The sequence below is a fragment of the Streptomyces sp. NPDC005791 genome (assembly GCF_042871485.1).
Classification (GTDB): Bacteria; Actinomycetota; Actinomycetes; order Streptomycetales; family Streptomycetaceae; genus Streptomyces.
Genome location: NZ_JBIAIP010000014.1, coordinates 27,296 through 50,109 on the forward strand (window position 1 = coordinate 27,296; position 22,814 = coordinate 50,109).

14 protein-coding genes are annotated in these 22,814 nt (G+C 70.9%); 7 read left to right on the plus strand and 7 right to left on the minus strand.

All coding sequences use genetic code 11. From position 1 onward, the window contains the following. Positions 1–399: 399 nt before the first annotated feature. From ACFYSH_RS25470 to ACFYSH_RS25500, 7 genes are read left to right on the plus strand one after another with little or no spacing between them, the layout of a single operon-like run. Entirely contained in the window at positions 400–2,073 is a 1,674-nt protein-coding gene (locus tag ACFYSH_RS25470; RefSeq protein ID WP_359465656.1) for an extracellular solute-binding protein, read from the plus strand. A gap of 1 nt (position 2,074) precedes the next feature. Beyond that, a complete protein-coding gene (locus ACFYSH_RS25475; protein WP_359465658.1) occupies positions 2,075–3,100 on the plus strand; it encodes an ABC transporter permease subunit in 1,026 nt (341 codons plus the stop codon). 17 nt (positions 3,101–3,117) lie between these two features. Next, positions 3,118–4,041, plus strand: coding sequence for a carbohydrate ABC transporter permease (locus ACFYSH_RS25480; protein ID WP_359465927.1), 924 nt, complete (start codon positions 3,118–3,120; stop codon positions 4,039–4,041). A gap of 54 nt (positions 4,042–4,095) precedes the next feature. Continuing rightward, the gene (locus ACFYSH_RS25485; RefSeq protein ID WP_359465660.1) at positions 4,096–6,333 is read left to right on the plus strand and encodes a 1,4-beta-glucanase; all 2,238 of its coding nucleotides are present in this window, start codon (positions 4,096–4,098) and stop codon (positions 6,331–6,333) included. A 26-nt stretch (positions 6,334–6,359) separates the two neighbouring features. Beyond that, positions 6,360–8,336, plus strand: a complete 1,977-nt coding sequence (locus ACFYSH_RS25490) for a beta-galactosidase (protein ID WP_359465662.1) — start codon at positions 6,360–6,362, stop codon at positions 8,334–8,336. Then, positions 8,333–10,552: a glycoside hydrolase N-terminal domain-containing protein gene (locus tag ACFYSH_RS25495; RefSeq protein WP_388755515.1), complete on the plus strand. Its 2,220-nt coding sequence runs from the start codon at positions 8,333–8,335 to the stop codon at positions 10,550–10,552. Before ACFYSH_RS25490 ends, ACFYSH_RS25495 begins: the two co-directional genes overlap by 4 nt. Before the next feature lie 33 nt (positions 10,553–10,585). Next, complete coding sequence (locus ACFYSH_RS25500; protein ID WP_388755518.1) at positions 10,586–11,293, plus strand: hypothetical protein; 708 nt, start codon at positions 10,586–10,588, stop codon at positions 11,291–11,293. Positions 11,294–11,349: 56 nt separating this feature from the next. Here ACFYSH_RS25500 and ACFYSH_RS25505 read toward each other — a convergent pair whose 3' ends face one another. The 7 genes from ACFYSH_RS25505 to ACFYSH_RS25535 all read right to left on the minus strand — a co-directional run bounded on the left by ACFYSH_RS25505 (position 11,350) and on the right by ACFYSH_RS25535 (position 22,664). Continuing rightward, positions 11,350–13,137, minus strand: coding sequence for an HEXXH motif domain-containing protein (locus ACFYSH_RS25505; protein ID WP_388755521.1), 1,788 nt, complete (start codon positions 13,135–13,137; stop codon positions 11,350–11,352). A 33-nt stretch (positions 13,138–13,170) separates the two neighbouring features. Further along, positions 13,171–13,359: an aldo/keto reductase gene (locus ACFYSH_RS25510; RefSeq protein ID WP_359465669.1), complete on the minus strand. Its 189-nt coding sequence runs from the start codon at positions 13,357–13,359 to the stop codon at positions 13,171–13,173. A 101-nt stretch (positions 13,360–13,460) separates the two neighbouring features. Continuing rightward, positions 13,461–14,546: a caspase family protein gene (locus tag ACFYSH_RS25515; RefSeq protein ID WP_388755524.1), complete on the minus strand. Its 1,086-nt coding sequence runs from the start codon at positions 14,544–14,546 to the stop codon at positions 13,461–13,463. Then, entirely contained in the window at positions 14,543–15,709 is a 1,167-nt protein-coding gene (locus tag ACFYSH_RS25520; RefSeq protein WP_388755527.1) for a hypothetical protein, read from the minus strand. The genes ACFYSH_RS25515 and ACFYSH_RS25520 overlap by 4 nt, the downstream gene beginning before the upstream one ends. Before the next feature lie 81 nt (positions 15,710–15,790). Next, complete coding sequence (gene fxsT / locus ACFYSH_RS25525) at positions 15,791–20,113, minus strand: FxSxx-COOH system tetratricopeptide repeat protein (RefSeq protein ID WP_388755529.1); 4,323 nt, start codon at positions 20,111–20,113, stop codon at positions 15,791–15,793. Further along, entirely contained in the window at positions 20,113–21,165 is a 1,053-nt protein-coding gene (locus ACFYSH_RS25530; RefSeq protein WP_359465675.1) for an AAA family ATPase, read from the minus strand. The genes fxsT and ACFYSH_RS25530 overlap by 1 nt, the downstream gene beginning before the upstream one ends. Beyond that, on the minus strand, positions 21,162–22,664 hold the full coding sequence (locus ACFYSH_RS25535) for a hypothetical protein (RefSeq protein WP_359465677.1): 1,503 nt from the start codon (positions 22,662–22,664) through the stop codon (positions 21,162–21,164). Before ACFYSH_RS25535 ends, ACFYSH_RS25530 begins: the two co-directional genes overlap by 4 nt. Between the last annotated feature and the right edge of the window lie 150 nt (positions 22,665–22,814).

Here is a 22,814-nt window from a genome sequence, read left to right on the forward strand (position 1 = left end):
GGAGAGGTGGGAGGTTTTCAGGGCGTCGGGCATCGAAAGGACCGTCGACGCGGGGAGAAGATCTTTCGAAGCGCTTCGATGCTCTGCGGCCAACCCCGTAGGTGTCAAGGGTGCGACAGGCCCAAAAAGTCTCTTCCGGGCACATCCCTGTCACAGGACCCCGGGAAACGGTTCGGACACACGTCGGAGGAATATCGAAACGAACTCTTGTGCGGCCGGAACCCTTCACTTAATCTCGCTGCAACATCGAAGCGCTTCGACGAGGCAGCCCGTTGACCGCTTCAGCTCAGCCGGTGCTGTGCCGACCGGCTCGGCCGGTAACGCCCCCTACCTCAGACACAGGGCCGAGCGGCAGTCGCCGCCGCGGGCCGTCCTGTTGCACCACGAAGGGTTGACGCAATGACGCCGAACTCCCCCTCCGCCCCCAGCCGGAGACGTTTCCTCGCCTCCTCCGTGGTTGTCGCGGCAGCCGTGGGCGGCGGGATGCCGCTCCTCGCCGCCTGTGGCGGCGGTTCCGGTGGCTCGAAGAACGAGGGCACGACCACGGGATCGAAGCTGAAGGACATCCTTCCCGCCTATGTGCCCTCGAAGGCCGTCACCCCTGACATCCCCAGCAAGAACGGCTCCGCCGACGGTTTCACCACGGCGCTCCCCGCCGACAAGCTGGCGGTGTCGGTGCCGAAGAAGCTGGGCAAGGGCAGCGAGATCAGCATCATGGCCCCGCTGTGGGGCACGTCGCCCGGTGAGGGCAACGCGTACTGGACCGCCATGGACACGGCCGCCGGCGTCAAGGTCAAGTGGCAGAACCAGGACGGCAACGTCTACGGACAGAAGCTCGGCGCGGTGCTCGCGTCCAGCTCCATCCCGGACGCCGTCGTCGTCCCGGGCTGGGAGCTCGGCGGCAAGATCCCGAGCGCCATCGCCAACAAGTTCGCCGACCTCGGCCCCTACCTGTCGGGCGACAAGGTCAAGGCGTACCCGAACCTGGCGGCCATCCCCACCGGCGCCTGGCAGCGCGGCATCTTCGCGGGCCAGCTGCGCGGGATCCCGATGCCGGCCGAGGCCACGCCCAACATCACCCCCTTCTACCGCGCCGACATCTTCGAGGAGAAGGGGTACGAGGTCCCGACCACCACGAAGGAGTTCTACGACCTCTGCAAGGAGATCAACGCGCCCAAGAGCAAGGTGTGGGCGTGCGGCGACATGACGTGGTCGGCGTACGTCTTCTTCGGGGTGCTGCCGGAGAAGCCCTACTACTGGCAGCTGGTCGACGGCAAGCTGGTGAACCGCTACGAGACCCAGGAGTACCTGGAGGCGCTGGAGTGGTCGCGCTCGCTGTACTCGGCAGGCTTCGTGCACCCGGACGCCAAGGCGGAGACGGGTGACATGCGCACCACCTTCTCCTCCGGGAACGTCCTCATGTACAACGCGGACATCTCGGACTGGTACGCCGCGACCGCCGTCCAGCGGCTCGACAAGCCGGACTTCCGGATGGACGCGATGGACTTCTTCGCCCACGACGGCGGTGCCCCCGTCATCTACGAGGCCTCCCCCTCCAACATCTGGTGCTTCGCCAGCAAGAAGGCCGACAAGAAGGTCATCGAGGACCTCCTCGCGCTGGCGAACTTCACCGCCGCTCCGTACGGGAGCAAGGAGCAGCGTCTGCGGGCCTACGGCCTGGAGGGCACCCACCACACCCTCGAAGACGGCGTCCTCGTCAAGAACGAGCAGGGCAACAACGAGGTCTTCGCCACCTACGAGTACATCGCCACCTCCAAGCCGTACCGCGCGTACCCGGACTACCCGGACGTCGCCAAGGGTGTCATCGAGTGGCAGCAGCGCCAGGGCGCGCACCTGAAGAAGCCGCTGTTCCACGGCATGCAGATCCAGGAGCCCACCCGCTACACCGAGCTCAACGCGCAGTTCGAGGCCCTGGAGAAGGACATCGTGCGCGGCCGCAAGAAGGTCAGCGACATGCAGCAGCAGGTCTCGGACTGGAAGACCAAGGGCGGCGACCAGCTTCGCGACTGGTACAAGAAGCTGCTCGACGAGACCGGTGAGTCGGCCTCCTGACATGTCTCTGAGCACAGATGACCGGCGCGCGCAGGAGTCCCCTGCGTCGTCGCCGGTCGACAAGGACGGGCCGGCCCGCGGGCCGGCCCCGGTCAGCGCGAAGGTGCCCCTGCGGCACCGGCTGCGCCGTGACCGGACGCTGCTGCTGATGACCCTGCCGGCGATGCTGCTGCTGCTGGTCTTCGCCTACGTCCCTCTGGTGGGCAACGTCGTCGCCTTCCAGGACTACGACCCCTACATCGCGGACAACGCCTTCCAGGCGATCCTGCAGAGCCCGTGGGTCGGCTTCGAGTGGTTCCAGCAGATGGTCAACGACCGGCTGTTCTGGTCGGCGCTCGGCAACACTCTGACGATCTTCCTGTTGCAGCTGACACTGTTCTTCCCGGTGCCGATCCTGCTCGCGCTGTTCATCAACAGCTTCGTGCGGCCCCGGGTCCGGGCGGTGGCGCAGGCGATCCTCTACCTGCCGCACTTCTTCTCCTGGGTCCTGGTCATCACGGTCTTCCAGCAGATGTTCGGCGGCGCGGGGCTCATCGCGCAGACGCTGCGGGAGAACGGCTATGAGGGCTTCGACCTCATGACGAACCCCGGTCTGTTCAAGTTCCTGATCACCTTCGAGATGATCTGGAAGGACGCCGGCTGGGGTGTCATCGTCTTCCTCGCCGCGCTGGCCTCGGTCAGCCCGGAGCTCTACGAGGCGAGCGCGATGGACGGTGCGAACCGCTGGCGCCGGATGTGGCACGTCACACTGCCCGCCCTGCGCCCGGTCGTCGCGCTGCTGCTGGTCCTCCAGGTGGGCAACGCCCTCACCGTGGGCTTCGAGCAGATCCTGCTCCAGCGCACGGCCGTCGGACCGGGCGCCTCCGAGGTCCTCGATACCTACGTGTGGAACGTGGGCATCACCAACGGCGGGTTCAGTTACGCGGCGGCCGTCGGGATCGTCAAGGGAATCTTCGGTCTGCTGCTGGTCCTCGGGGCCAACAAGGTCGCCCATCTCATGGGTGAGCAGGGGGTGTACAAGAAGTGAGCGGCCTGCTCTACCGAATGACCGGCGTGGCCGGGGTCAAGCCCGGCACGCGAGGCCGGCTGCGGCCGGTGTGGGAGGAGGAGCCGACGAAGGCGGGGCTCGCCTCCAAGGGTGTGGTCCTTGTCCTGGCCTGTCTCGCCGTTCTCTTCCCGCTCTGGGTCGTGATCGTCACCAGCCTGTCCTCGGTGCGGACGATCACCGACGCGGGCGGGCTGGTGGTGATCCCACGCGGCATCACCTTCGTCGCCTACCAGGAGCTGCTCGGCGGCGGCCAGGTCACCAGGGCCGCGGTGATCAGCATCTGCGTGACCGTGGTCGGCACGCTGTTCAGCATGGCCGTGTCGATCATGTGCGCCTACGGCCTGTCCCGTCCGGGATCCGTGCTCCACCGTCCGCTGCTGCTGTTCATGCTCGCCACGATGTTCTTCGGGGCGGGCCTGATTCCCACCTACCTGGTGGTCCAGGGACTCGGCCTCACCGACAGCTATCTGGCCCTGATCCTCCCGAGCGCGCTGAACGTCTTCAACATCCTGGTCCTGCGTGCCTTCTTCATGAGTACGGCCCAGGAGCTCGTCGAGAGCGCCCGCATCGACGGGGCAGGTGACTTCCGCATCCTGTGGCAGATCATCATGCCGCTGTCCCGCGCGGTCATCGCGGTGATCACGCTCTTCTACGCGGTCGGCTACTGGAGCGCCTGGTTCAACGCGTCGATCTACATCAGCGACCCGGAGATGATGCCGCTGCAGAACGTGATGAACCAGCTGGTCCTCAAGCAGGAGCGGCCCACCGGTCTGACGCAGGTCATCAACACCGGCCACCTGTCACTGCTCGCCATCCAGATGGCGGTCATGGTGCTGGCGCTGATCCCGGTCGCGTTCCTGTCGCCGTTCGTCCAGAAGCACTTCAAGGAAGGCATGCTCACCGGCGCCGTCAAGGGCTGAGCTCCGTCCCCGTACCGCAGTCTCCCGTCACTCCCCCACCGGAGGGTCTTCGTCATGCGCGCTTCGTCCGTCCCGCAGCCAGAACCCGCCCCGTTTCCCCGGCGCCGCACCGTCCTGGCCGGTGCGGCGGTGGTCGCAGCCTCGGCCTCCGTGCTGCCGGCGGCGGGGGCTGCCGTAGCCGCCCGGCGGCCCGCGAAGTCCCAGCCGCACCGCTGGCGCACCGCGGCGATCGGCGGGACGGGCTTCGTGACGGGCATCCTGTTCCACCCGGCCGTACGGGGTCTCGCCTACGCCCGCACCGACATCGGCGGTGCCTACCGCTGGGACGACCGTAAGTCCCGGTGGACGGCGCTCATCGACCACATCGGCTGGGACGACTGGAACCTGATGGGCGTCGAGGCGATGGCCGTCGACCCGGCACATCCTGGCCGGCTGTACCTGGCCCTCGGGACGTACACACAGGCGTACGCCTCCCCGGGCGCGGTCCTCCGGTCCGAGGACCGGGGCGCGACCTGGGAGCGTACGGATCTCACCGTGCGCCTCGGGGCCAACGAGGACGGCCGGGGCTGCGGCGAGCGGCTCCTCGTCGATCCGCGCGACAGCGAGACCCTCTGGCTCGGGACGCGCCACGACGGGCTGCTGCGCTCCACGGACCGTGGCGCCACCTGGGCCGCCGACACCTCCTTCCCTGCCACGGCGTCGGCCGGTGGCCAGGGCGTCACGCTGCTGGTGGCGGCCGGCCGGACGGTGTACGCGGGCTGGGGCGACGGCGGCACGGCCCTCTACCGCAGACGCGCCACCGGCGGTTGGGAGCCCGTCCCCGGGCAGCCGTCCGCCGGAACGTCGACGAAGGTGCCGGTCCGCGCGGCGTACGACGCGGGCAGCCGTGCGCTGTACGTGAGTTACGCGGACGGGCCGGGCCCGAACAACCAGGCCGACGGCTCGGTGCACCGTCTCGACACGGTGACGGGGACCTGGGCCGACGTGACCCCGGTGGCCCCGGGCGACGGCGACGCGTTCGGGTACGGCGGGGTGGCCGTGGACGCGGCCCGCCCGGACACCGTCGTGGTCTCCACGAACAACCGCTGGGGTCCGGTGGACACCCTGTTCCGCTCCACGGACGGCGGAGCGACATGGACCTCGCTCAAGGACACCGCGGTGCTGGACGTCTCGGAGACCCCGTATCTGAAGTGGGGCGGGGAACCCAAGTTCGGCTGGTGGATCCAGGCCGTGGCCGTCGACCCGTACGACTCGCGGCACATCGTCTACGGCACCGGCGCCACAATCTTCGGGACGCGCGACCTGGTGCACTGGGCACCCGAGATCCGAGGGCTGGAGGAGACGTCGGTACGCCAGCTGATCGCGCCGCCCTCGGGGGCCCGGCTGCTGAGCGGTCTGGGGGACATCGGAGTCATGCGTCATGACTCCCTGACCGTGTCCCCGTCGCGCGGCATGGCGTCGAACCCGGTCTTCGGCACGGCGACCGGACTGGCCCTGGCCACGTCGAAGCCGTCGTACGTCGTGCGGACGGGCTGGCCCTCGGGCTCCGACTCCGCCGGCGCGTACTCCGAGGACGGCGGGGCGAGCTGGCAGCCCTTCGCCTCGCAGCCGGCGATCGCCCCCTCGGCCCCCGGCCCGGTGGCGGTCTCCGCCGACGGTGCGACGCTGCTGTGGTCGTTCGTCCACTGGGACGGGACCAAGCACGCCGCGCACCGCTCCACGGACGGTGGGGCGACGTGGGCCGAGGTGGCCACGTTCCCGAAGGGCGGCACACCGGTGGCCGACCCGCTCGATCCGGCGCGCTTCTACGTGTACGACACGGACACGGGCGCGGTCTTCCTCTCCACGGACGAGGGCGCGACCTTCACCGAGGGCGCGAAGGGGCTCCCCTCGGGTGATGTGCAGTTCCGTATCGCGGCCGCCCCAGGGCGCTCCGGCGACCTGTGGCTGTCCGCCAAGGAGAACGGGCTGCTGCGCTCGACGGACGGCGGGCGCACGTTCACGCCGGTGGCCGGCTGCCAGGGCTCGTACGCCCTCGGCTTCGGCAAGGCCGCACCGAGGAAGGGCCGGGCGGGATACCCGGCGGTCTTCCAGACGGGGCGGGTCTCCGCGACGTACGACGGCGTGGCGGTGCTGCGCTCGGACGACGCGGGCGCGACCTGGGTCCGTATCAACGACGACTCCCACCGGTGGGGGTGGACCGGCGAGGTCATCACCGGCGATCCCCGCGTCCACGGCCGTGTCTATCTCGGCACCAACGGCCGCGGCATCCAGTACGCAGACCCCCAGTAGAGACCCTGTAGAGGAACGAGACGTCCATGCCGTCCCTGCACGACGCCACCCGTGGCCGCGTCCTCTTCGGAGGCGACTACAACCCCGAGCAGTGGCCCGAGGAGGTGTGGGCCGATGACGTACGGCTGATGAAGGAGGCCGGGGTCACCACCGTCACCGTCGGCGTCTTCTCCTGGTCGAAGATCGAACCACGACCGGGCGCACGGGAGTTCGGATGGCTGGACCGTCTGATGGACCTCCTGCACGCCCACGGCATCGGTGTCGTCCTCGCCACGCCGACGTCCTCACCGCCGCCGTGGATGGGCGCCCTCCACCCGGAGACCCTGCCGCGCACCGAGGACGGCACGCTGGTCAACTACGGTTCGCGGCAGCACTTCTGCCCGAGTTCACCGGTGTACCGACGCCATGCCGCGGCGCTCACCGAGGACCTCGCCGCACGGTACGCGAACCATCCGGCACTCACCGTGTGGCACATCAACAACGAGTACTGCACGCACTGCTGGTGCGACGAGACCGGCGCCCACTTCCGCCGCTGGCTGGCCTCCCGCTACACCACCCTGGACGCGCTCAACGAGGCCTGGGGCACGGCGTTCTGGAGCCAGCGCTACGACGTGTGGACGGAGATCCTGCCGCCGCGCCGGGCCCAGTACATGCGCAATCCGGCGCAGGAGCTGGACTTCAAGCGGTTCACCTCCGACGCACTGATGGAGTGCTACGTCGCCGAGCGGGACATCGTCGCCCGGCACACCCCGCACATCCCGGTGACGACCAACTTCATGCCGTTGTGGTCGGGGCAGGACGCCTGGGCGTGGGCGGAGCAGGAGGACATCGTCTCCGTGGACGTCTACCCGGACCCGAAGGACCCCCGGGGCGGGCAGTACAACGCGATGCTCGCCGACATGACCCGCTCGCAGGCCCGCGGACCCTGGATGGTGATGGAGCAGGCGGCCGGGGCGGTCAACTGGCGTGAGGTCAACCATCCCAGGCCCACCGGGCTCAACCGGCTCTGGTCACTGCAGTCGGTCGCCAGGGGTGCGGACGCCCTCTGCTACTTCCAGTGGCGGCAGTCCCGGCAGGGGGCGGAGAAGTTCCACTCCGCCATGCTGAGCCACGCCGGTGAGCACGGTCGCACCTTCCAGGAGGTCAAGCGGATCGGCGCCGAACTGGCACTGATCGGCGCGGAGGTGAGCGGAACAGAGGTGTCCGCCGAGGTCGCCGTGCTGCACGACTGGGATGCCTGGTGGTCGAGCACCCAGCAGGGCCGGCCGTCCTCCCTCGTGTCGTACCCGGAGCTGGTCCAGGCATGGCACCGAGGGTTGTGGGAAGGCGGGATCAGCACCGGGTTCGCCCGCCCGGAGGACGACCTGAGCGCGTACCGCATGGTGCTCGTGCCTCAGCTCCAGCTCCTCGGTGACGCGGCGATCGACAACCTCATCGGGTACGTGCGGGGTGGCGGAACCCTCGTGTGCGGGTTCTTCACCGGCGTCGCGGACGTGGACGACCGGATCAGGCCGGGTGGCATGGACGGCCGGCTGCGTGAGCTGTTCGGGATCCGTACGGTGCACGAGTGGTGGCCCCTGGACGCGGACGCGACGGTGGAGTGCGACGGTTTCCGCGGCACCCTGTGGTCGGAGGAGCTGGAGTCCGACGACGACGCGGAGACGGTGGCCACGTACCGCGGCGGGGAGCTGGACGGATTTCCGGCGGTGCTCCGCAAGGGCACCGCGTGGTACGTCTCCACGCTTCCCGAGCCCGAGGCGCTGTGCGCTCTGCTCGGCCGGGTGGCGACCGGGGCCGGCGTACGGCCCGTGCTGGAGGGGTTGCCCGCCGGGGTCGAGGCGGTGCGGCGCGGTGCGCTGCTCTTCCTGCTGAACCACGGCCGGTCCCCCGCCCGGGTGGAGCTGCCGGGCCGGTACCTCGACCTGCTCACGGGCGCCGAGGCCGACGGCCACGCCGATCTGGACCGCTACGGCGTGGCCGTGCTCAGAAGCGTGTCCGCATGATCGACGGCACGTGGGAGCCCGGCCCCGCGACCCGTTGGGAGGACGCGTTCCTCAGTGGCAACGGCCGTCACGGGGCGATGGTGTTCGGCGATCCGGCGGACGACCGGGTGATCGTCAACCACCACACCCTGGTTCGGCCCAACGGCAGCGAGGGCCTCCGGCCGCCGGAGCTCGCCGACCGTCTCGGCCGCCTCCAGGACGCCCTCCTGTCCGGCGACACGACGGCGGCCGAGGACTTCGGAGCAGGGCGCCCGCTGGTGTGGGTGCAGCCCTTCCACCCGGCGTTCCGGACGCTTGTCCGCCGCACCCGTGGGCTCCACGAGGCTGTGGCCGGGTACCGGCGCGAGGTCGACTTCACGACGGGCGAGGTGACCGCGTCGTACGAGGCATGGGGCAGCAGCGTCTTCGTGTCGCGTGCCGACGACGTGGTCGTGCAGCAGGTCACCGACCTCGGGCTGACGGCCGACGTCGTCCTGGACCCCGGCCTTCCCGGTGCCCCCGCACAGCTGGCGGTGGGCCGCTCCACCGTGCTGACCCCGGAGGGCGCGCACCTGGCCCTGCGGGTGGGCTACCCGGGCGGGGCGAACGGATACACCGGCGTCACCGTGGCGCGGGTGGACGGCGGCAGGGTGTCCGTGGCCGGCGAGGGCATCCGCATCGAGGGGGCCCGGAGCCTCACTCTCATCACCCGGGTCGTCCGCGGCCCGCGCCACCCGGACCTCACGAAGCTGTGGGCCACTCTGCCGCGCGAGGACTACGACACACTGCTGGCCCGTCATGTGCCGCCGCACCGGTCCGCTTACGGGCGCGCCTCGTTCGTGCTCCGGGACGCGGCGCCCGAGCGGCAGCTGTCCGGGAGCGAACTGCTGCGCTCCGCGCGGTCCCCCGCGTTGCTGGAGCGGCTGTTCGCGGCGGGGCGCTACCACCTGCTCTCCTCCTCGGGGCTGCTGCCGCCCCGGCTGACCGGTCTGTGGACCGGCGACTGGGACACCGCCTGGTCCGGTGCCTTCACCACGAACGCCAATCTCAACCTGCAGATCGCGTCCGCCGCGGCGGCCGGCCTCCCGGAGGTCACGGCGGCCCATGCGGGTCTGGTGTACAGCCAGTTGGCCGACTGGCGGGACAATGCCCGGGCGCTCTTCGGGGCCCGGGGCATCGTCGCGCCGTCCCACACGGACGGTGAGTCCGGGCACACCCGGCACTTCCAGCGCGCCTATCCGCTGCATCTGTGGACGGCCGGGGCGGACTGGCTGCTGCAGCCGCTGCTGGAGCACGCCGAGGTCACGACGGGCTCCCCGGACGCCGCCCTGACCGGGGCTCTGGTCGAAGTGGCTCTCTTCTACGAGGACTTCCTCAGCCGTGAGGACCCCGACGGCAGTCTCGCGGTCGTCCCCTCGTACTCGCCGGAGAACCGGCCGGCCAACGCGAGCTGGGGCACCGTGAACGCCACGATGGACATCGCCGCGGCCCGCCACGCCCTGACGACAGCCGCCGAGCACGCCCCCGGGCACCCGTCGGCCGGCCTCTGGCGGTCACTCGCGGCCCGGCTCCCGGCGTATCTGGTGAACGAGGACGGGGCGCTCGCCGAGTGGGCGTGGCCGGGCCTGCTGGAGACGTACGACCACCGCCACCTGAGCCACCTGTATCCGGTGTGGCCGCTGGACGAGATCAACCCGTACGACACCCCGGAGCAGGCCGAGGCCGCGCACCGCGCGCTGGAGCTGCGCGGCTCGGAGAACGACTCCGCCCACGGCCATCTGCACCACGCCCTGATCGCCGCCCGGCTGCGGGACCCGTCCCGGGTGGCGGCGGCGCTGGACGCGGTGCTGGGCGGCGACTTCTTCCACGACTCGCTGATGAGCGCGCATTACCCGTCCCGGAACGTCTACAACGCGGACGCGGCCCACACCCTGCCCGCCGCCGTGATCGAGTCGCTCGTCCAGTCGGCGCCCGGCCGCCTGGTCCTGCTGCCGGCCGTCCCGGCGGCGTATCCGGCGGGTGAACTCCGGGGCGTACGCACCCGGTTCGGCGCACAGCTGGACCTGCGGTGGTCGGAGGACGGCGCCACCGCCGTGCTGCGTCCCACCCGCGACGCGCGCGTCGATCTTCGTACGGGTGACGGGTTCGCCCTCACCGAGACCTCCGCCGGAAACCCCCCGGCTCCGCTGGAGCTGACGGCCGGCGTGGACCGCGTCCTCACCCTGGGGCCGCGGTAGCAGTCCTCCATCCCCACATGGAAGGAACACCCCATGGCACGATCCACCCTGACCCGGCTGCTGCTGGCCCCCACGGCAGCCGTGGCCGCGCTGATCGGCTTCGCGGCGGCTCCCGCCCACGCCGCGATCTGGACCTCGTCCGAGCAGTGGGGCAACTACACCACCTCCGACAACTACATCCTCTACAACAACATCTGGGGCTCCGGAGCCGGCACCCAGACCATCTGGGCCAACTCGTCGAGCAACTGGGGCGTGACGGCGAACCACCCGAACACCGGCGGCATCAAGTCGTACCCGAACGCCAAGAAGATCGTCAACAAGCCGATCTCGTCGATCTCGTCCCTCACCAGCGGCTACAACGTGACGGTCCCGTCGTCCGGCGCGTACAACACGTCGTACGACATCTGGGACACGGACTACGACTACGAGGTGATGCTCTGGGTGAACCACAACGGTGCCGTCGGCCCCCTCGGCACCTCCCAGGGACGGGTCACCCTCGGCGGGCACACCTGGGATGTCTACAAGGGCAGTAACGGCGCCAACGAGGTCTTCTCCTTCCTGCGGACCTCCGACTCGTCCGCCGGCACGGTGAACATCCTGCCGATCCTGAAGTGGATCAAGGACACCAAGGGCTGGTGGGGGAACGAGACGATCGGTGACGTCCAGTTCGGCTACGAGATCACCTCGTCGTCCGGCGGGCTGAACTTCACGACCAACGGATTCAACGTCTCGTCGAGCTGATCCTGACCGGAGCACGGGCCGGGGGACGCCCCCCGGTCCGTGCGCCGTGCCCGGTCTCAGTCCTCGGCGGGGCTGCCGGCCAGCCAGCGCGCGGTCCGCGTCCAGTCTTCGGGCGAGCACGCCTCCAGGAGCGCCGCGAAGCGTTCGGGGCGGGCGAGCAACCGACGGTCACGCGGATGGAGCGCCGTGTGTGCCAGCAGCCACCCGGCCAGCGCGTGCGGGTCGAAGGGCCCCGGGCCCCGCAGCTGCGCGGTGTACGCCGCGCGGGCGGCCTCCGGGACCCCCGCGACCAGCAGATCGTCGGCCGTCGGCGTCCGGCCGGCCTGGAACTCCTGTAAGCGGTAGAGCCTGGCGCGGTCGTCCTGCCAGTGCCCGCGTGCCCGGTCCGGCGCCACCAGCGGCTCGCCGCCCGGTACGGGGGCGGCGCCGGAGCGCAGCGCCTCGAGGAGCGTGCTACGCTCGTCCTCACCGCAGCGCAGGTTGCGCAGCCGCCACTCCACCCTGTGGCTGACCGCCGACGCCCGGGCGCGTGCCACGGTCGCCTGTTCGAGCGGTTCCCTCAGCCAGCCGTCGACGGTCTCGGACAGCCGGGTGACCAGCCGCGTCCCGGGTTCGGTGAGCCGGGCACGGGTCGCCAGGGTGCGCAGGACCATGCGGGTCTGGAGCCGGCGCAGCGCGAAGTGGTACGCCGCCCTCCCGCCACGGTCGGCGGCCGGGTCCCCGATCTGTGCCCGCCAGAATCCGGTGACGCCGACGAAGGCGTACGCACCGTGGAGCAGGCCCGGCAGATGGCGGGGATCGGCGCGCCAGGGAGCGTAGTGGTGCTCGGACCGGTCGTCGTCGAGGAGGGGGAAGAGGTGGAGCAGGGCGCCGAGTTTGCTGTGCTGGAATTCGTGGACGAGGGTCTCCGCGAGGGCGAGGCCGTCCGGCGGCCGGGCGATCACCATGGAGGCGAAGGCGTCACCCGTGGAGGCGCTGAGCCCCTCGGCCGGCACGGGGAGCCCTGCGCCGCCGTCCCGGGCGTGCCAGGGGACGATGCGGCTGATCTCCTCGGGACGCAGACCGCCGGGGGCCGTGTCGTCGCCGCGGCGCAGGATGGCGACGGCGTCCCGGAACAGCGCACGCCAGGAGCGGAGTTCACCGGGGGTGAGACGGCCGGGGGCTATCGGCTCGTCCAGGTCGCGGTAGGGATCGAGGTCGTCCAGCTGGACGGTGCGGGTCCCCGGGCCGGTGTCCAGCCGGTGCACCGGAAGCCAGTGCGCCGATTCCGGCTCGGTGAGCGGGCGTACGACGACATCCGGCCCGTACGCGGTGCGGGCGGTGACCTTTGCGCCGGAGACGGTGACGCGGACCGCGTGGAAGCCGCCCTCGTCCGGGCCTGGCACCCGGACCGTCCCCAGCGCGGGCAGGCTGACGGTCTCCCCCCGTGCCGGCAGCAGGAGTTCGGCGTCCGTACCCGCGTGGACGGCTGCCGCCGCGGCCACGGCGGCGATCTGTCCGGCGTCGGCCCACAGCGGCGGCCCGGAGGCCGTTCCGTGCAGCCGGCGAAGCGAGTGGGCGAGCCAGCTGCCGACCTGGGGGGTCAGCAGCAGTTCGTCGACCGGCTCCGGGGCCCGGGTGGCGGCCGCCTCGAGCGTGGGCCACACCGTCCGGGTGCGCAGAGGGCCGAGGGCACCGGGGTCCGCGTCGAAGAGGTCGAGGAGCTCGCGCAGCAGCAGGAGGCGGCGCGTACGTTCGCCCCGGACCAGGAACGCGACGGCCTCGGACGAGCCGCCGCCTGCGGCGATCTCGTCGAAGAGCGGGCCGGGCATGCGGATCGGCGCGTACACATCGCTCCCTGTCATGGACGATTTCATCGCGTGGCCGGTGGGGCCTCACTACTCGGCCCGCCCGGGTTCACCGCTTCCCATCGCGTTGGTGCGCGCGCGCCGGATCTCGGCGAGCAGCCGTGCCGCCCCGCTCGGGGCGGGCAGACGCCGCAGGTCGGCAACGCCTACGGTGGTCAGGTCCATCAGGTCGGACTCGATGTGATCGGGTGTGTTGTCGACCGGCACCGGCTGGTACAAGGCGCGCTCCCCCTTCGCGAGCGGTGGCACAGGATGCCACCGTTTACTCCATCATGACGACTGAGACCCCTTCCCGAAACCCGTGTGATCACGCCAGCCGATCACGTTCCGGGCCCGGACTCCGTCATGAAGTCCTGTACCGACGCCCTGAGTTCGGCGCAGCGGTCGGCGTCGTCGTCGAGCAGGGTCACTGCGGCGTACAACTTCCACAATCCGTCCGGCCGCCCCCTGAGAGTGCGTACGATCCCGATCACATCCGTACGCGGCATGGGGTGCCTCGGCATGCGGGCGACGGCGGCGGGAGGCAGCTCGTTGACCAGGGTCTGCCGTTCGTCACGGTCGTTCATCAGCGGATACGCCATCAGGGACTCGATGAGCCGGCCCAGGGGCGGCAGGGCCTGGGCCGGTGGGTCCGACTGCGCGATGTCCGTGTGTCCTGGCCTCTCCAGACGGAAGTCGGCGATCTGACGGGCGTGTCCGGCTGCCCGGAGCGCGTCCATCCGCGCCTTCACCGCCTCGAGGAGGGGCGGGGGGTCCGGCAGCACGTCGTCGGGAAGGGCGCTCAGGACGATGTCCGAGAACACGCCGAGCCGACGCTCCGGATCGTTGCCGGCCCGCTGCCCACGGCTTGCGGCGAACATCAGGATCTGTTCGTGTGCGGCGATCCGCGCCCCGGCGGGTAGACGCTCCGTGGGCGGTGGCTGCGGGAATCGGTGCGTCTCGTCGAAGGTGCGGCACGCGTCCACCATCCACATCTGGACGCCGAGGCCGGGGGCCACGTCGCTTCTGAGCCGGGCGAGTGCGGATTCGACATGGATGTTGCGCCGGTCCGTCAGGGTGGCGTCGGCGGTGTAGAGCCGGGTGTCGTCGTCCGTGTCCAGCACACCGTGGCCGCCCCACCACACCCACAGCGCTTCGTCCCTGCGGCCGGGGATGTCGGTGACGAAGGCACGCCTCAGCGCTTCGTGGTCGGCCGGACGGAAGGGGACGTCGGGAACGCTCCCGGGCAGCGGTGCGAGATGCAGCTGGACGTGGCTGTCGGGCACTCCGCGAGCCAGCAGCCAGTCGCGGAAGCGCAGGGCGTCCCGCGCGGGGCCGGGCAGGTCCCAGGCCGGACCGGCCGCGTACTGCTCGATGCCGACGACGAGGGCGAAGACACGATCCGGTGGGACGGCGCGGCGGGTCATGGCAGCCGCTCCCCGATGGCGCGGTAGACAGCCGGATCGCCCCAGTAAGCGCTGTGCGCCACGGGGAAGGGCTGCCGGCTGTCGGTGGTGACGTCGTGGGCCCGCCCGGGAAAGAGCGGTTCGGCGGCGTACCCGAGCAGGTCGCGGCGGTCGTAGAGGTTCAGCCACGGCGGAACGTGCCCGGGCAGCGGATCCGGGTGGGCGAGCGAGGGCAGCGCGCCCGTCTCGTAGAGGAAGGGGCCCTGCGAGCCGACGGTCGTCAGGAGTTCCACCCCGGGCAGGGGGCCGGATATGAGTGTGTCCAGCGAGATGATGCCACCGAGGCTGTGCCCGAGCAGGACGACGGGCGGCTCCAGGGTGGCGACGAGGTCCCGCAGGCCCTGGCGCATGTCCTCGCCCCGGGCGAGGTATTTCAGGATGTCACCGGCGGCCGGGTGCGCGGCGTCGGTGAGCGCACGGCGGCGCCGCACGGCGTAGCGGGAGCCGAGCCGTAGGAGCGGCCTCCCCGCCATCCGGAGCAGGGGCCCGCGTCCGGTGCCCACCGGGGCGGCGCCCAGACGTCCGGCCAGAGCGGCGACGGCCGCGTCCCTGACGTCGCCGCTGATCTGCACGGGGCTGTCGGCCTCGATGTCAGCTGCGACGACGGTGGCGGTCAGGGCCCTGGCCAGCACCGAGGCAAGGGTCTCCTGGTCCAGTGCCTCGGCGGCGGGGCCCAGCAGGGGGCTGCGCGCGAGTGCGGCCGCCGCCTCGTGAAGCCCCGGGGCGAGCGGGTCCGCCCCCGGTTCGCCCCGGGCGGCGATCTCCAGAAGCACTGCCCGCGGGCGTTCGTCCGGGAAGGCGGCTCCTGGCGGAGTCGCGTGTCCGGCCACTCCGGCGGCCGCCGTCGCCAGCTCGGCCGACGGATCGGCGTACAGCCTGGCCCACTCCTGCGTCTCGTCGCTCTCGTCAGGATCTGCCGCGCTCCTGCCGGTGCCGGCGCCGGGCGCGGCCGGGATACTGGCGCCGTCCGCGGCGAGCCGCGCCCCGTGAGGCCCGCCCCAGTCGTACGCGACGAGGTGCGCACCCGGGGCTGTCGCCGCCAGCCCGGAGGTGATGTGCGCGAGCAGCCCGCCGAGGTGTGGTTCACGCACACCTGTGCCGTGAGTGAAGACCACCGTGGTCATGTGTCCGCTCCCCGTTGCCTTTCGCCACGGCCCGTCCGCCACCATGGGCGGCGGACGGGCCGGCGGTTCATCCGGTCGTCGTCACATCGGCAGCGGCGTCATGTCGCATTCGATGCGTTGGTGGAGCCTGGCCGACGTGTGCCAGGGGTGATTCGCCCCGAGCAGACGCGAAAGCCCCTGTACAGCGATGCGGTTGAGCCGGTCGGCCTCCTCCGATGCGCCGAGCCCCCGCCGGTCGAGCGCCAGGTTGGCCGTGCAGGCGAGTGTCAGCGGGTGGTCGGCCCCGGCCGTGCCGGTGAGCTTCGGGAGGAGGTCGGAGTCGACAGCCATGGCCTGCGCGAAGTCCAGCCGCGCGTAATGGTCGTTGGCCCGGCACATCGCTGCGGTCAGCGTACTGATGTGCTGCGTCCCGAGAGCGTTCTCCAGGCCTTCGAGGGCCTGGGTGTCCAGCGTCTCCGCCCGGTCCGTGTCGCCCTGGGCCCGCAGTGTGGCGGCAAGATTCACCTTGGCGAACTGGGTGAAGGGGTGCTCGTCGCCGAGCACCGTGCGGTAGGCGGACAGCGTCTGCTCTCCCAGTTCCCGGGAGCCGACGAGGTCGCCGTTGAGACGGCGTTCGACCATGGCGTGATTCGCCGCACAGAGCGCGTCGGTGTTGTGCAGCCCGTAGCGGCTGGTGAAGCGCTCGAGAGTCTGCTCGGCGAGCAGGGAGGCTCCCTCGACCACGCCCGCCCTGCGCCGGCACACCGCGAGGTTCAGCGCCGCGCGGATGGTCGCCGCGTTCGTCTCCCCGAAGTGGGCCACGTAGGGCAGGTAGTTGGACTCCTGGAGTGCGCGGGCACCCAGGTAGTCGCCTGCCTCACGCAGGTCGATGGCCAGCCCGTTCAGCGTGTTGAGGGTGAGCCCGTTCACCGGCCCGTACAGCAGTTCCCTCTGGCGTGCGGTCTCCTCGTCGATCTCCCGCGCGAGTACGAAATTGCCGTTCAGCCGTAGTGTCACGCCGTAGTCATGGGCGGCGCTCAGCGTCGTGGGGTCCTCGGGCCCGAACAGGTCACTTGCCCGGGTGAACGCCTCCTCGGCCAGTTCACGCGCCTTCCGGAACTCGCCCCTGTGCCGTAGCGCCCCCGCCATCTGCCACATGGAGTCGACGAGTTCCTCGTCCGGGATGTCGGCTCCGCGCGAGATCGCCAGCGCGCGCTCGTTGTGCACGACGCCCTCGGCGGGGCGCCCCAGGAGCCGCAGGTAGAAGCCGAGGAGCTTGGTGATCCTGATGACGTGCAGGTCCTCGTCACCGGACTGGGCACGCCATGCGGACCAGGCCAGCCGGGCCTGCGCGGCGCCCGACTCGTGGGCGCCCCAGTAGTAGAGGAAGAAGACCATGTCGTAGACGAGGTCGCGGACCCACCCGTCTGAGCTCTGCACCGCACCGGACGCGATCACGTGCGGGAGGATGGCCTGGTAGGCGGGCCACTGGTCCGGCGACGCGGGTGCTCCCGGCTTCGCCGTCGTCAGGAGCAGGTGGGACGCCCGCGTCATCCTGGCGCGTTCCTCGGGATCCATCCTGGCCACGATCACGTTCTGCATGAGTCGGTGCATCTGCAGGGTGGCGGTCTTGTGGTCCAGCCTCACCAGCGACAGCTTGCTGAGGTCCCGGGTGGCGCGGGCGAGGAGCAGCGGGTCACGCAGGACCGGGTCCAGCTCGGGTGTGACCTCGATGTTGCGGCCGCCCCTGAAGAGGTTGAGCGGGATGGGCTCCGGCGCCATGCAGGCGCAGATCTCCAGGAGTTGGCGCGCCGCCGGGTTGTCCTGCGAGAGGCGCCCGAGGGAGATGTCCCAGACCGCCGCGACCGGCAGCGGATAGTCGGGCGACGGGTCGAGTTCGAGGATCTCGGGCCGGCGCTCGTCCAACAGGGTGAGGTATTCGTCCACGGGCATCCCGGTCGCGGCGTGCCAGGCACCCGCCTGCTCGACCGCGAGGGGCAGGTCGCCCAGGGCCGCGGCGAGCCGGTCCGCGTCTCTTGAACCGAGGCCGCGGGCGCGGCGCTGCAGGAGTGCGATGCTCTCCGCACGGTCGAAGACATCGACGCTCAGGGGGGTGGCGACGCGTTCCCACTCGCGGTTGCGCGAGGTGACGATGATCTTCCCCGGTCCGCCGTTGGGGAAGTAGGAGCGTACGGCCTCGATGTCCTCGGCGTTGTCGAAGACCAGCAGCCAGTTGTCGAACGGCTTGCCCGTGCGCAGCGCCTCGCGCACGGCGGGCACCGCTGCGTTGGCCTGCGGACCCACCTCGAGCCCGAGGCTGCGGGCCAGGTCGGCGAGAGCGCCGAGGATCAGGTTCTCCTGCTCCGCGGGGATCCACCAGATCACGTTGAACTCGCCGCTGTGGCGGTACACGTATTCCACGGCGATCTGCGACTTCCCGACACCGCCCATACCGTGCAGCGCGTGCGGCAGGACGGCTGTGGTCTCGTCCTCCCGCAACTGCCGCTCCACAGCGGCCAGAAGACTCTCCCGCCCGGTGAAGTTCGGGTTCTTCGGCGGCACGTTGCCCATGATCTTCGGCTGGCCCGTACGGACGAACCGGAGCTCGGGTGTCAGGGCAGGCGCGCGCTCGTCGACCCGATCCTGCTCGGTGTCTACGGGTGGTGTCGTCGGCGACACAGATCCTCCTGGTGGAACCGTCGAATGCGACGGGGAAGCGGGGCCGTTCTCATTCACATCAGATGCCTCTTTATCATCTATTGTCGCCCCCGTCGGCGCTCCCGCGCCGTGCAGCACACCCTTGAGTCGCGCCGCGCGCCGCCGGTACGGCATGCCTCCGAGCGCGCGGAGCACGGCCAGTTCGATGCGCAGCCACGCCGGTCCGGCCCCGCCGTCCGGAAGTGCCGCCTGCGCCGGGTCGCGCAGCGCGGCACGCAGCCGTACGCCCTGCGCCCGGCTGGCCCGCGCCTCGGCCAGCAGCCCGACGGCGCGCGCGAGTTGAGTGCGGTTACCGGTGGCCAGCAGCGCCTCGCGGATGCCGTCGGCGAAGTCGGGCCCGCCCTCGCCGTCCCGCTCCCAGTCGATGAGGCCGCCCATCATCACCTCGGCCAGATGCTCGGGCCGCGACTCGGGAAAGGCCCTGTCGCGCAACTCCTCGATGACATCGAAACGCATCGGCGCCACGGCCAGCAGGACGGCGAGCTGCCGCGCGAGCGGGCTGGCCAGCGAGAAGAATCTGCGTACGGCGTCCGCCGCGGCGCGGGGCCCGTCGAGCCTGGGAGCCCGCAGCCCGGGAGCGGACACGCCCTTGGCCATCGCCCCGGCCAGAATCACGGGCAGCGTCCGTCGTACGCCGCGTTCGCCGGTGACGAGATCCGCCCATGCTCGGAACGAGCCGGGGCGGAGACTGAGGACGGGCACGGCCACGGACCCGTCGCCCGTGTCGGGCAGGATGTGCGCGTGCTCGGGCACTCCGTGCGGCGGGTGGCAGAGGAAGTGGCGGTTGAGCGCCCCGAACCCGGCGGCGTCGAGCCGCGCCCGGAAGGGGTAGACCGACGAACGGTGGCGCAGGTACGGCGGCAGCAGATGGACGAGCGCCGTCGGCCCGCCCGCGGAGAGCCGTCCCAGCAGTTCGTCGGCGCCGCCTTCGGCCCATCCGGGCGCCAGTCCGTCGGTCACGACGAGGAACAGCCGCGTCCCCCTGCCGTCGAGGAGTTCGGCGGGGTCGGCCCGCCGGTTGCCGGGCCAGCGCAGCTCGGGCGGTGCCGCACCGGGCAGCGAGACATCGACCGTACGGACGTCCCGGAAGGCTCCGCTGCGCACCGCCTCGTCGGTCAGCTGACGTAAGGAGTCGTCCCAGACGGGCATGGTGGGCGCCCGGTCCACGAGCAGCATCAGGTCGAAGGCGCGTTCCTGGACCGGGTCGAGGTAGGGGATCCACAGTCCGTCGATCACACCGTTCTCAGCGGTGCGGGCCTCGTCGAGCCGGCTTTCATGGCGTGACGGCACACGTCGGCCCAGGCCGCGCAGGGCCTTGGCCAGAGGCAACGGCATGACGCGCCGCGCAGGACGAGGTCCGTCCGGCAGGACGGTTCCGGGCCGGCCGTGCCGTGTCGGGAGGACGTCGAGCAGTTCCACGTCCCGTGGATCGACATCCGGGTGGCTCGCAGCGGGAACCGTGTCCTCGGCGCCCTGCTCGAACGGAGGAGCGCCGGCCTCGGGGAGGGCGTTCTCCAGGTGGTCGGGTGAGGGAGCGGGGTCCAGGCCCGTAGCGCCGTCCGCCCCGCGGCCCGCCCGGTGCCAGGCCGCCGCGAGCCAGACGGCGTCGGCGAGGTCCTGCCAGCTCGCCTCGCCGTCGCTCTCGTGGCTGCCGCCGCTCGGCATCAGCGCCGCGTCGGGGGCACGTTCCCGTGGCGAGCCGTTCATCAGCGGCCTTTCGAGAGGTCGCGCAGAAGCATCTCGATGAGCTTACGCCCGTCGCTGTCGGCCCGGAATCCGTGCGCCGTGGTGAGTTGCACGGCGTTCAGCAGCTGGTCGACGGACTGGGTGCCTCCGCCGTCCAGGCGCCGGACGAAGTCGTCCACGAGGTCCTCGATGCCTTCGGGGTGCCGGCCCAGGTGGCTGACGACGATGGAGACGAGGTGTTCGCGGCCGGGCGGGCGCATCTCCAGCGGCAGGCAGCGGCGCCGGAAGGCGGCCGGGAACTCACGCTCGCCGTTGCTCGTGATCACGACGACGGGGAACTCCGCGCACTCGACCCGGCCTGCCTCGATGACGGCGCGGCCCTGCGGGTCGTCGGTGAAGACCGATACCTCCGCCAGGCCGGCCCGCACCAGTTCCGGGATCTCGTAACTGCCGTTCTCCAGGACGTGGAGCAGGTCGTTGGGGAGGTCGATGTCGCTCTTGTCCAACTCGTCGACGAGCAGCACCCTGGGGCGCCCGTAGGCGAGCAGAGCCGTGCCCAGCGGGCCGAGGGTCACGAAGTCCCCCAGATCGGGGGCGCTTGCGGAGCCGCTCTCCGCCTCCGGCGTGCCCCCGGCACGCCAGGCGGCGATGGCCTGGGCCCGTCCGATGGCGTCGTACTCGTACAGCCCGCCGCGCAGGGTGGTGCGGCTGACGATGCTCCACGGCAGCACCCTGCCGAGTCCGAGTTCCTGGGCGATCAGATACGCCAGGGTGGACTTGCCGACTCCGGGCGGTCCGGTGATCAGCAGGGGGCGGCGCAGCAGGAGTGCGGCGTTGACCGCGTTGATCTCGTCCTCGCGTAACTGCGGGCCCTCCTGCACGGTGCCGAGCCGGCGCAGCGCCGACTGCGCGTCGTCGGGCGGGTCCTGCTGCAGCGGACTCCCGGCGAACACCCGCCAGGGCGGGGGCTGCGGCAGTCCCGGCGGGTCGCCGACGGGGGGCTGCCCCGTTGCGTGGAACACCCTCCAGGAGGGAGGCGTGACGGACTGCGCTGCCGAGACCTGCTCGGTCATGCTGTCAACTCCTCGCAGTCGACCAGGCGGTTGGGATCGTCCCACATCAGGGCGAGGTGCTTTCCGAGGGACCAGTTGTCGCGGTTCATCCCCTCGGCCTTCCTGCGCAGCGCGCTGACCTTCGACGGGATCTGTGAGGGCGGGTGAGCCAGCAAGAGGGTCAGCACCTCGCCCGACAGGTCCGGGCTGTCCGTCCTTCGGTCCCAGGCTGCAAGGCCCACCCCCTGAGCGATCGCGGTGACGAGTGCTTCCAGACCGAGACCGGGCAGTGCGGGGACGTCGAGTATGACCGCGGTCAGGTCCGGGTTCGCTATCAGCTTGGCACGCCAGAGGCCGAGCCCTTCACCGTCCTCACCGTGCCAGCGGTACGACTCGGCCACCCCGGCGTTCCTGAGTTGCGTCCAGCGTTCCCGCCACAGAGGGAGATATCCGCCCTTCCGTGCCGCTCTCATGCGTTCGAGCGATCTCAGATGGACGTGGTACTCAAGACTGATCGGCAGCGGTTCACCACTCCACGTACCCATTTCCAGGCGGGCCATGTCGTGGTTGAGTAGCGTGAACGGCAGCACGAACTCGACCTGTACCGGTGGCTCGTTCGCCGTCACCGGCAGTTGCGCCCAGTGTTCGCGCCCGCGTTCGACGGCGCGCTCGACCTCGCTCGCCAGCTGGTCGAGGGTCGTGGGGCGCACGTCCCCGGCCACCGGCTCCCAATAACCTGGCGCGGCGTTGACCCAGTGACGTACGTAGACATCGGCCGAACTGTCGTCCGCCGGCTCCACCATCACGACGAGGCAACGTGCCACGTCCGGATCGGCGGCCGGCAGCGCCTCGATCGCACGTCTGCGTTCCACCAGGGCCCGCGCCGTCTCCTCGTCCGCCTCCCTGGCCCACGCGTCCGACCATGCCCTGAGCGCCTCGCGGAGCGCCGGCTGTTCCAGGAACGCCGTGATCTCGACCAGTACGAGCGCGGGGGGCAGACCGTCGGCCTGGGTGTTGGCCTGGCACAGGTGGTCGAAGCGCTGGGCGGGGCTCTGGCCGTACGGCACGTCGACACCCAGCTCATGGCTCAGGAGGGCGTGCAGACGGCCGTCGTCGACTCGTCGCACATCGGCGAGCAGCCGGTGGATGTCGCGCACCGCGGTGTCGGTGAACTCGGGGGACGTGTCGGCCATCGACGCACCGGTCCTGGCATCCTCCACGAGCAGCTTCAGCCGGGCCGTGCAGTCGGGGCCCGCGATGACGCCGGCAGCGAAGATCAGCGCCGCGAGGCCCGTGTCGTGCCTGAGGACGTCCCTCACGAAGGACAGCATGTCCGCCCGTGGGTTGGTGCGCCGATAGGTGATCTGCGTACCCAGCCGGTCCGCGGCGAACGACACGAACAGGGCACATTGGTCGCGGTCGGTCACGAAGTCCTGTACGCACAGGAATTCGACCAGCACCCCGATGAGCCGCACTCTGGCCTCGTCCGGCTCATCCGCTCCAGGCAGCCCGTGCACCACCACCGACCACCCCCGTCGAGTCGGTAACGCCTTTATGGCAGACCGTGAAGTTACCACGCCGGATCTACAGCAACCAGGCTCATTCCAGGGCCCGTTGCCCACCTGTGCCACGTACGTACCGGCCTCACGACACACGTCGGCGCACACACC

Coding starts and splice junctions, on each gene's coding strand:
- ACFYSH_RS25530 (WP_359465675.1), bottom strand. CDS start 21,165: ATGACCGAGCAGGTCTCGGCAGCGCAGTCCGTCACGCCTCCCTCCTGG.
- ACFYSH_RS25480 (WP_359465927.1), top strand. CDS start 3,118: ATGACCGGCGTGGCCGGGGTCAAGCCCGGCACGCGAGGCCGGCTGCGG.
- ACFYSH_RS25515 (WP_388755524.1), bottom strand. CDS start 14,546: ATGACCCGCCGCGCCGTCCCACCGGATCGTGTCTTCGCCCTCGTCGTC.
- ACFYSH_RS25500 (WP_388755518.1), top strand. CDS start 10,586: ATGGCACGATCCACCCTGACCCGGCTGCTGCTGGCCCCCACGGCAGCC.
- ACFYSH_RS25520 (WP_388755527.1), bottom strand. CDS start 15,709: ATGACCACGGTGGTCTTCACTCACGGCACAGGTGTGCGTGAACCACAC.
- ACFYSH_RS25505 (WP_388755521.1), bottom strand. CDS start 13,137: ATGACAGGGAGCGATGTGTACGCGCCGATCCGCATGCCCGGCCCGCTC.
- fxsT (WP_388755529.1), bottom strand. CDS start 20,113: ATGAACGGCTCGCCACGGGAACGTGCCCCCGACGCGGCGCTGATGCCG.
- ACFYSH_RS25470 (WP_359465656.1), top strand. CDS start 400: ATGACGCCGAACTCCCCCTCCGCCCCCAGCCGGAGACGTTTCCTCGCC.
- ACFYSH_RS25475 (WP_359465658.1), top strand. CDS start 2,075: ATGTCTCTGAGCACAGATGACCGGCGCGCGCAGGAGTCCCCTGCGTCG.
- ACFYSH_RS25485 (WP_359465660.1), top strand. CDS start 4,096: ATGCGCGCTTCGTCCGTCCCGCAGCCAGAACCCGCCCCGTTTCCCCGG.
- ACFYSH_RS25490 (WP_359465662.1), top strand. CDS start 6,360: ATGCCGTCCCTGCACGACGCCACCCGTGGCCGCGTCCTCTTCGGAGGC.
- ACFYSH_RS25495 (WP_388755515.1), top strand. CDS start 8,333: ATGATCGACGGCACGTGGGAGCCCGGCCCCGCGACCCGTTGGGAGGAC.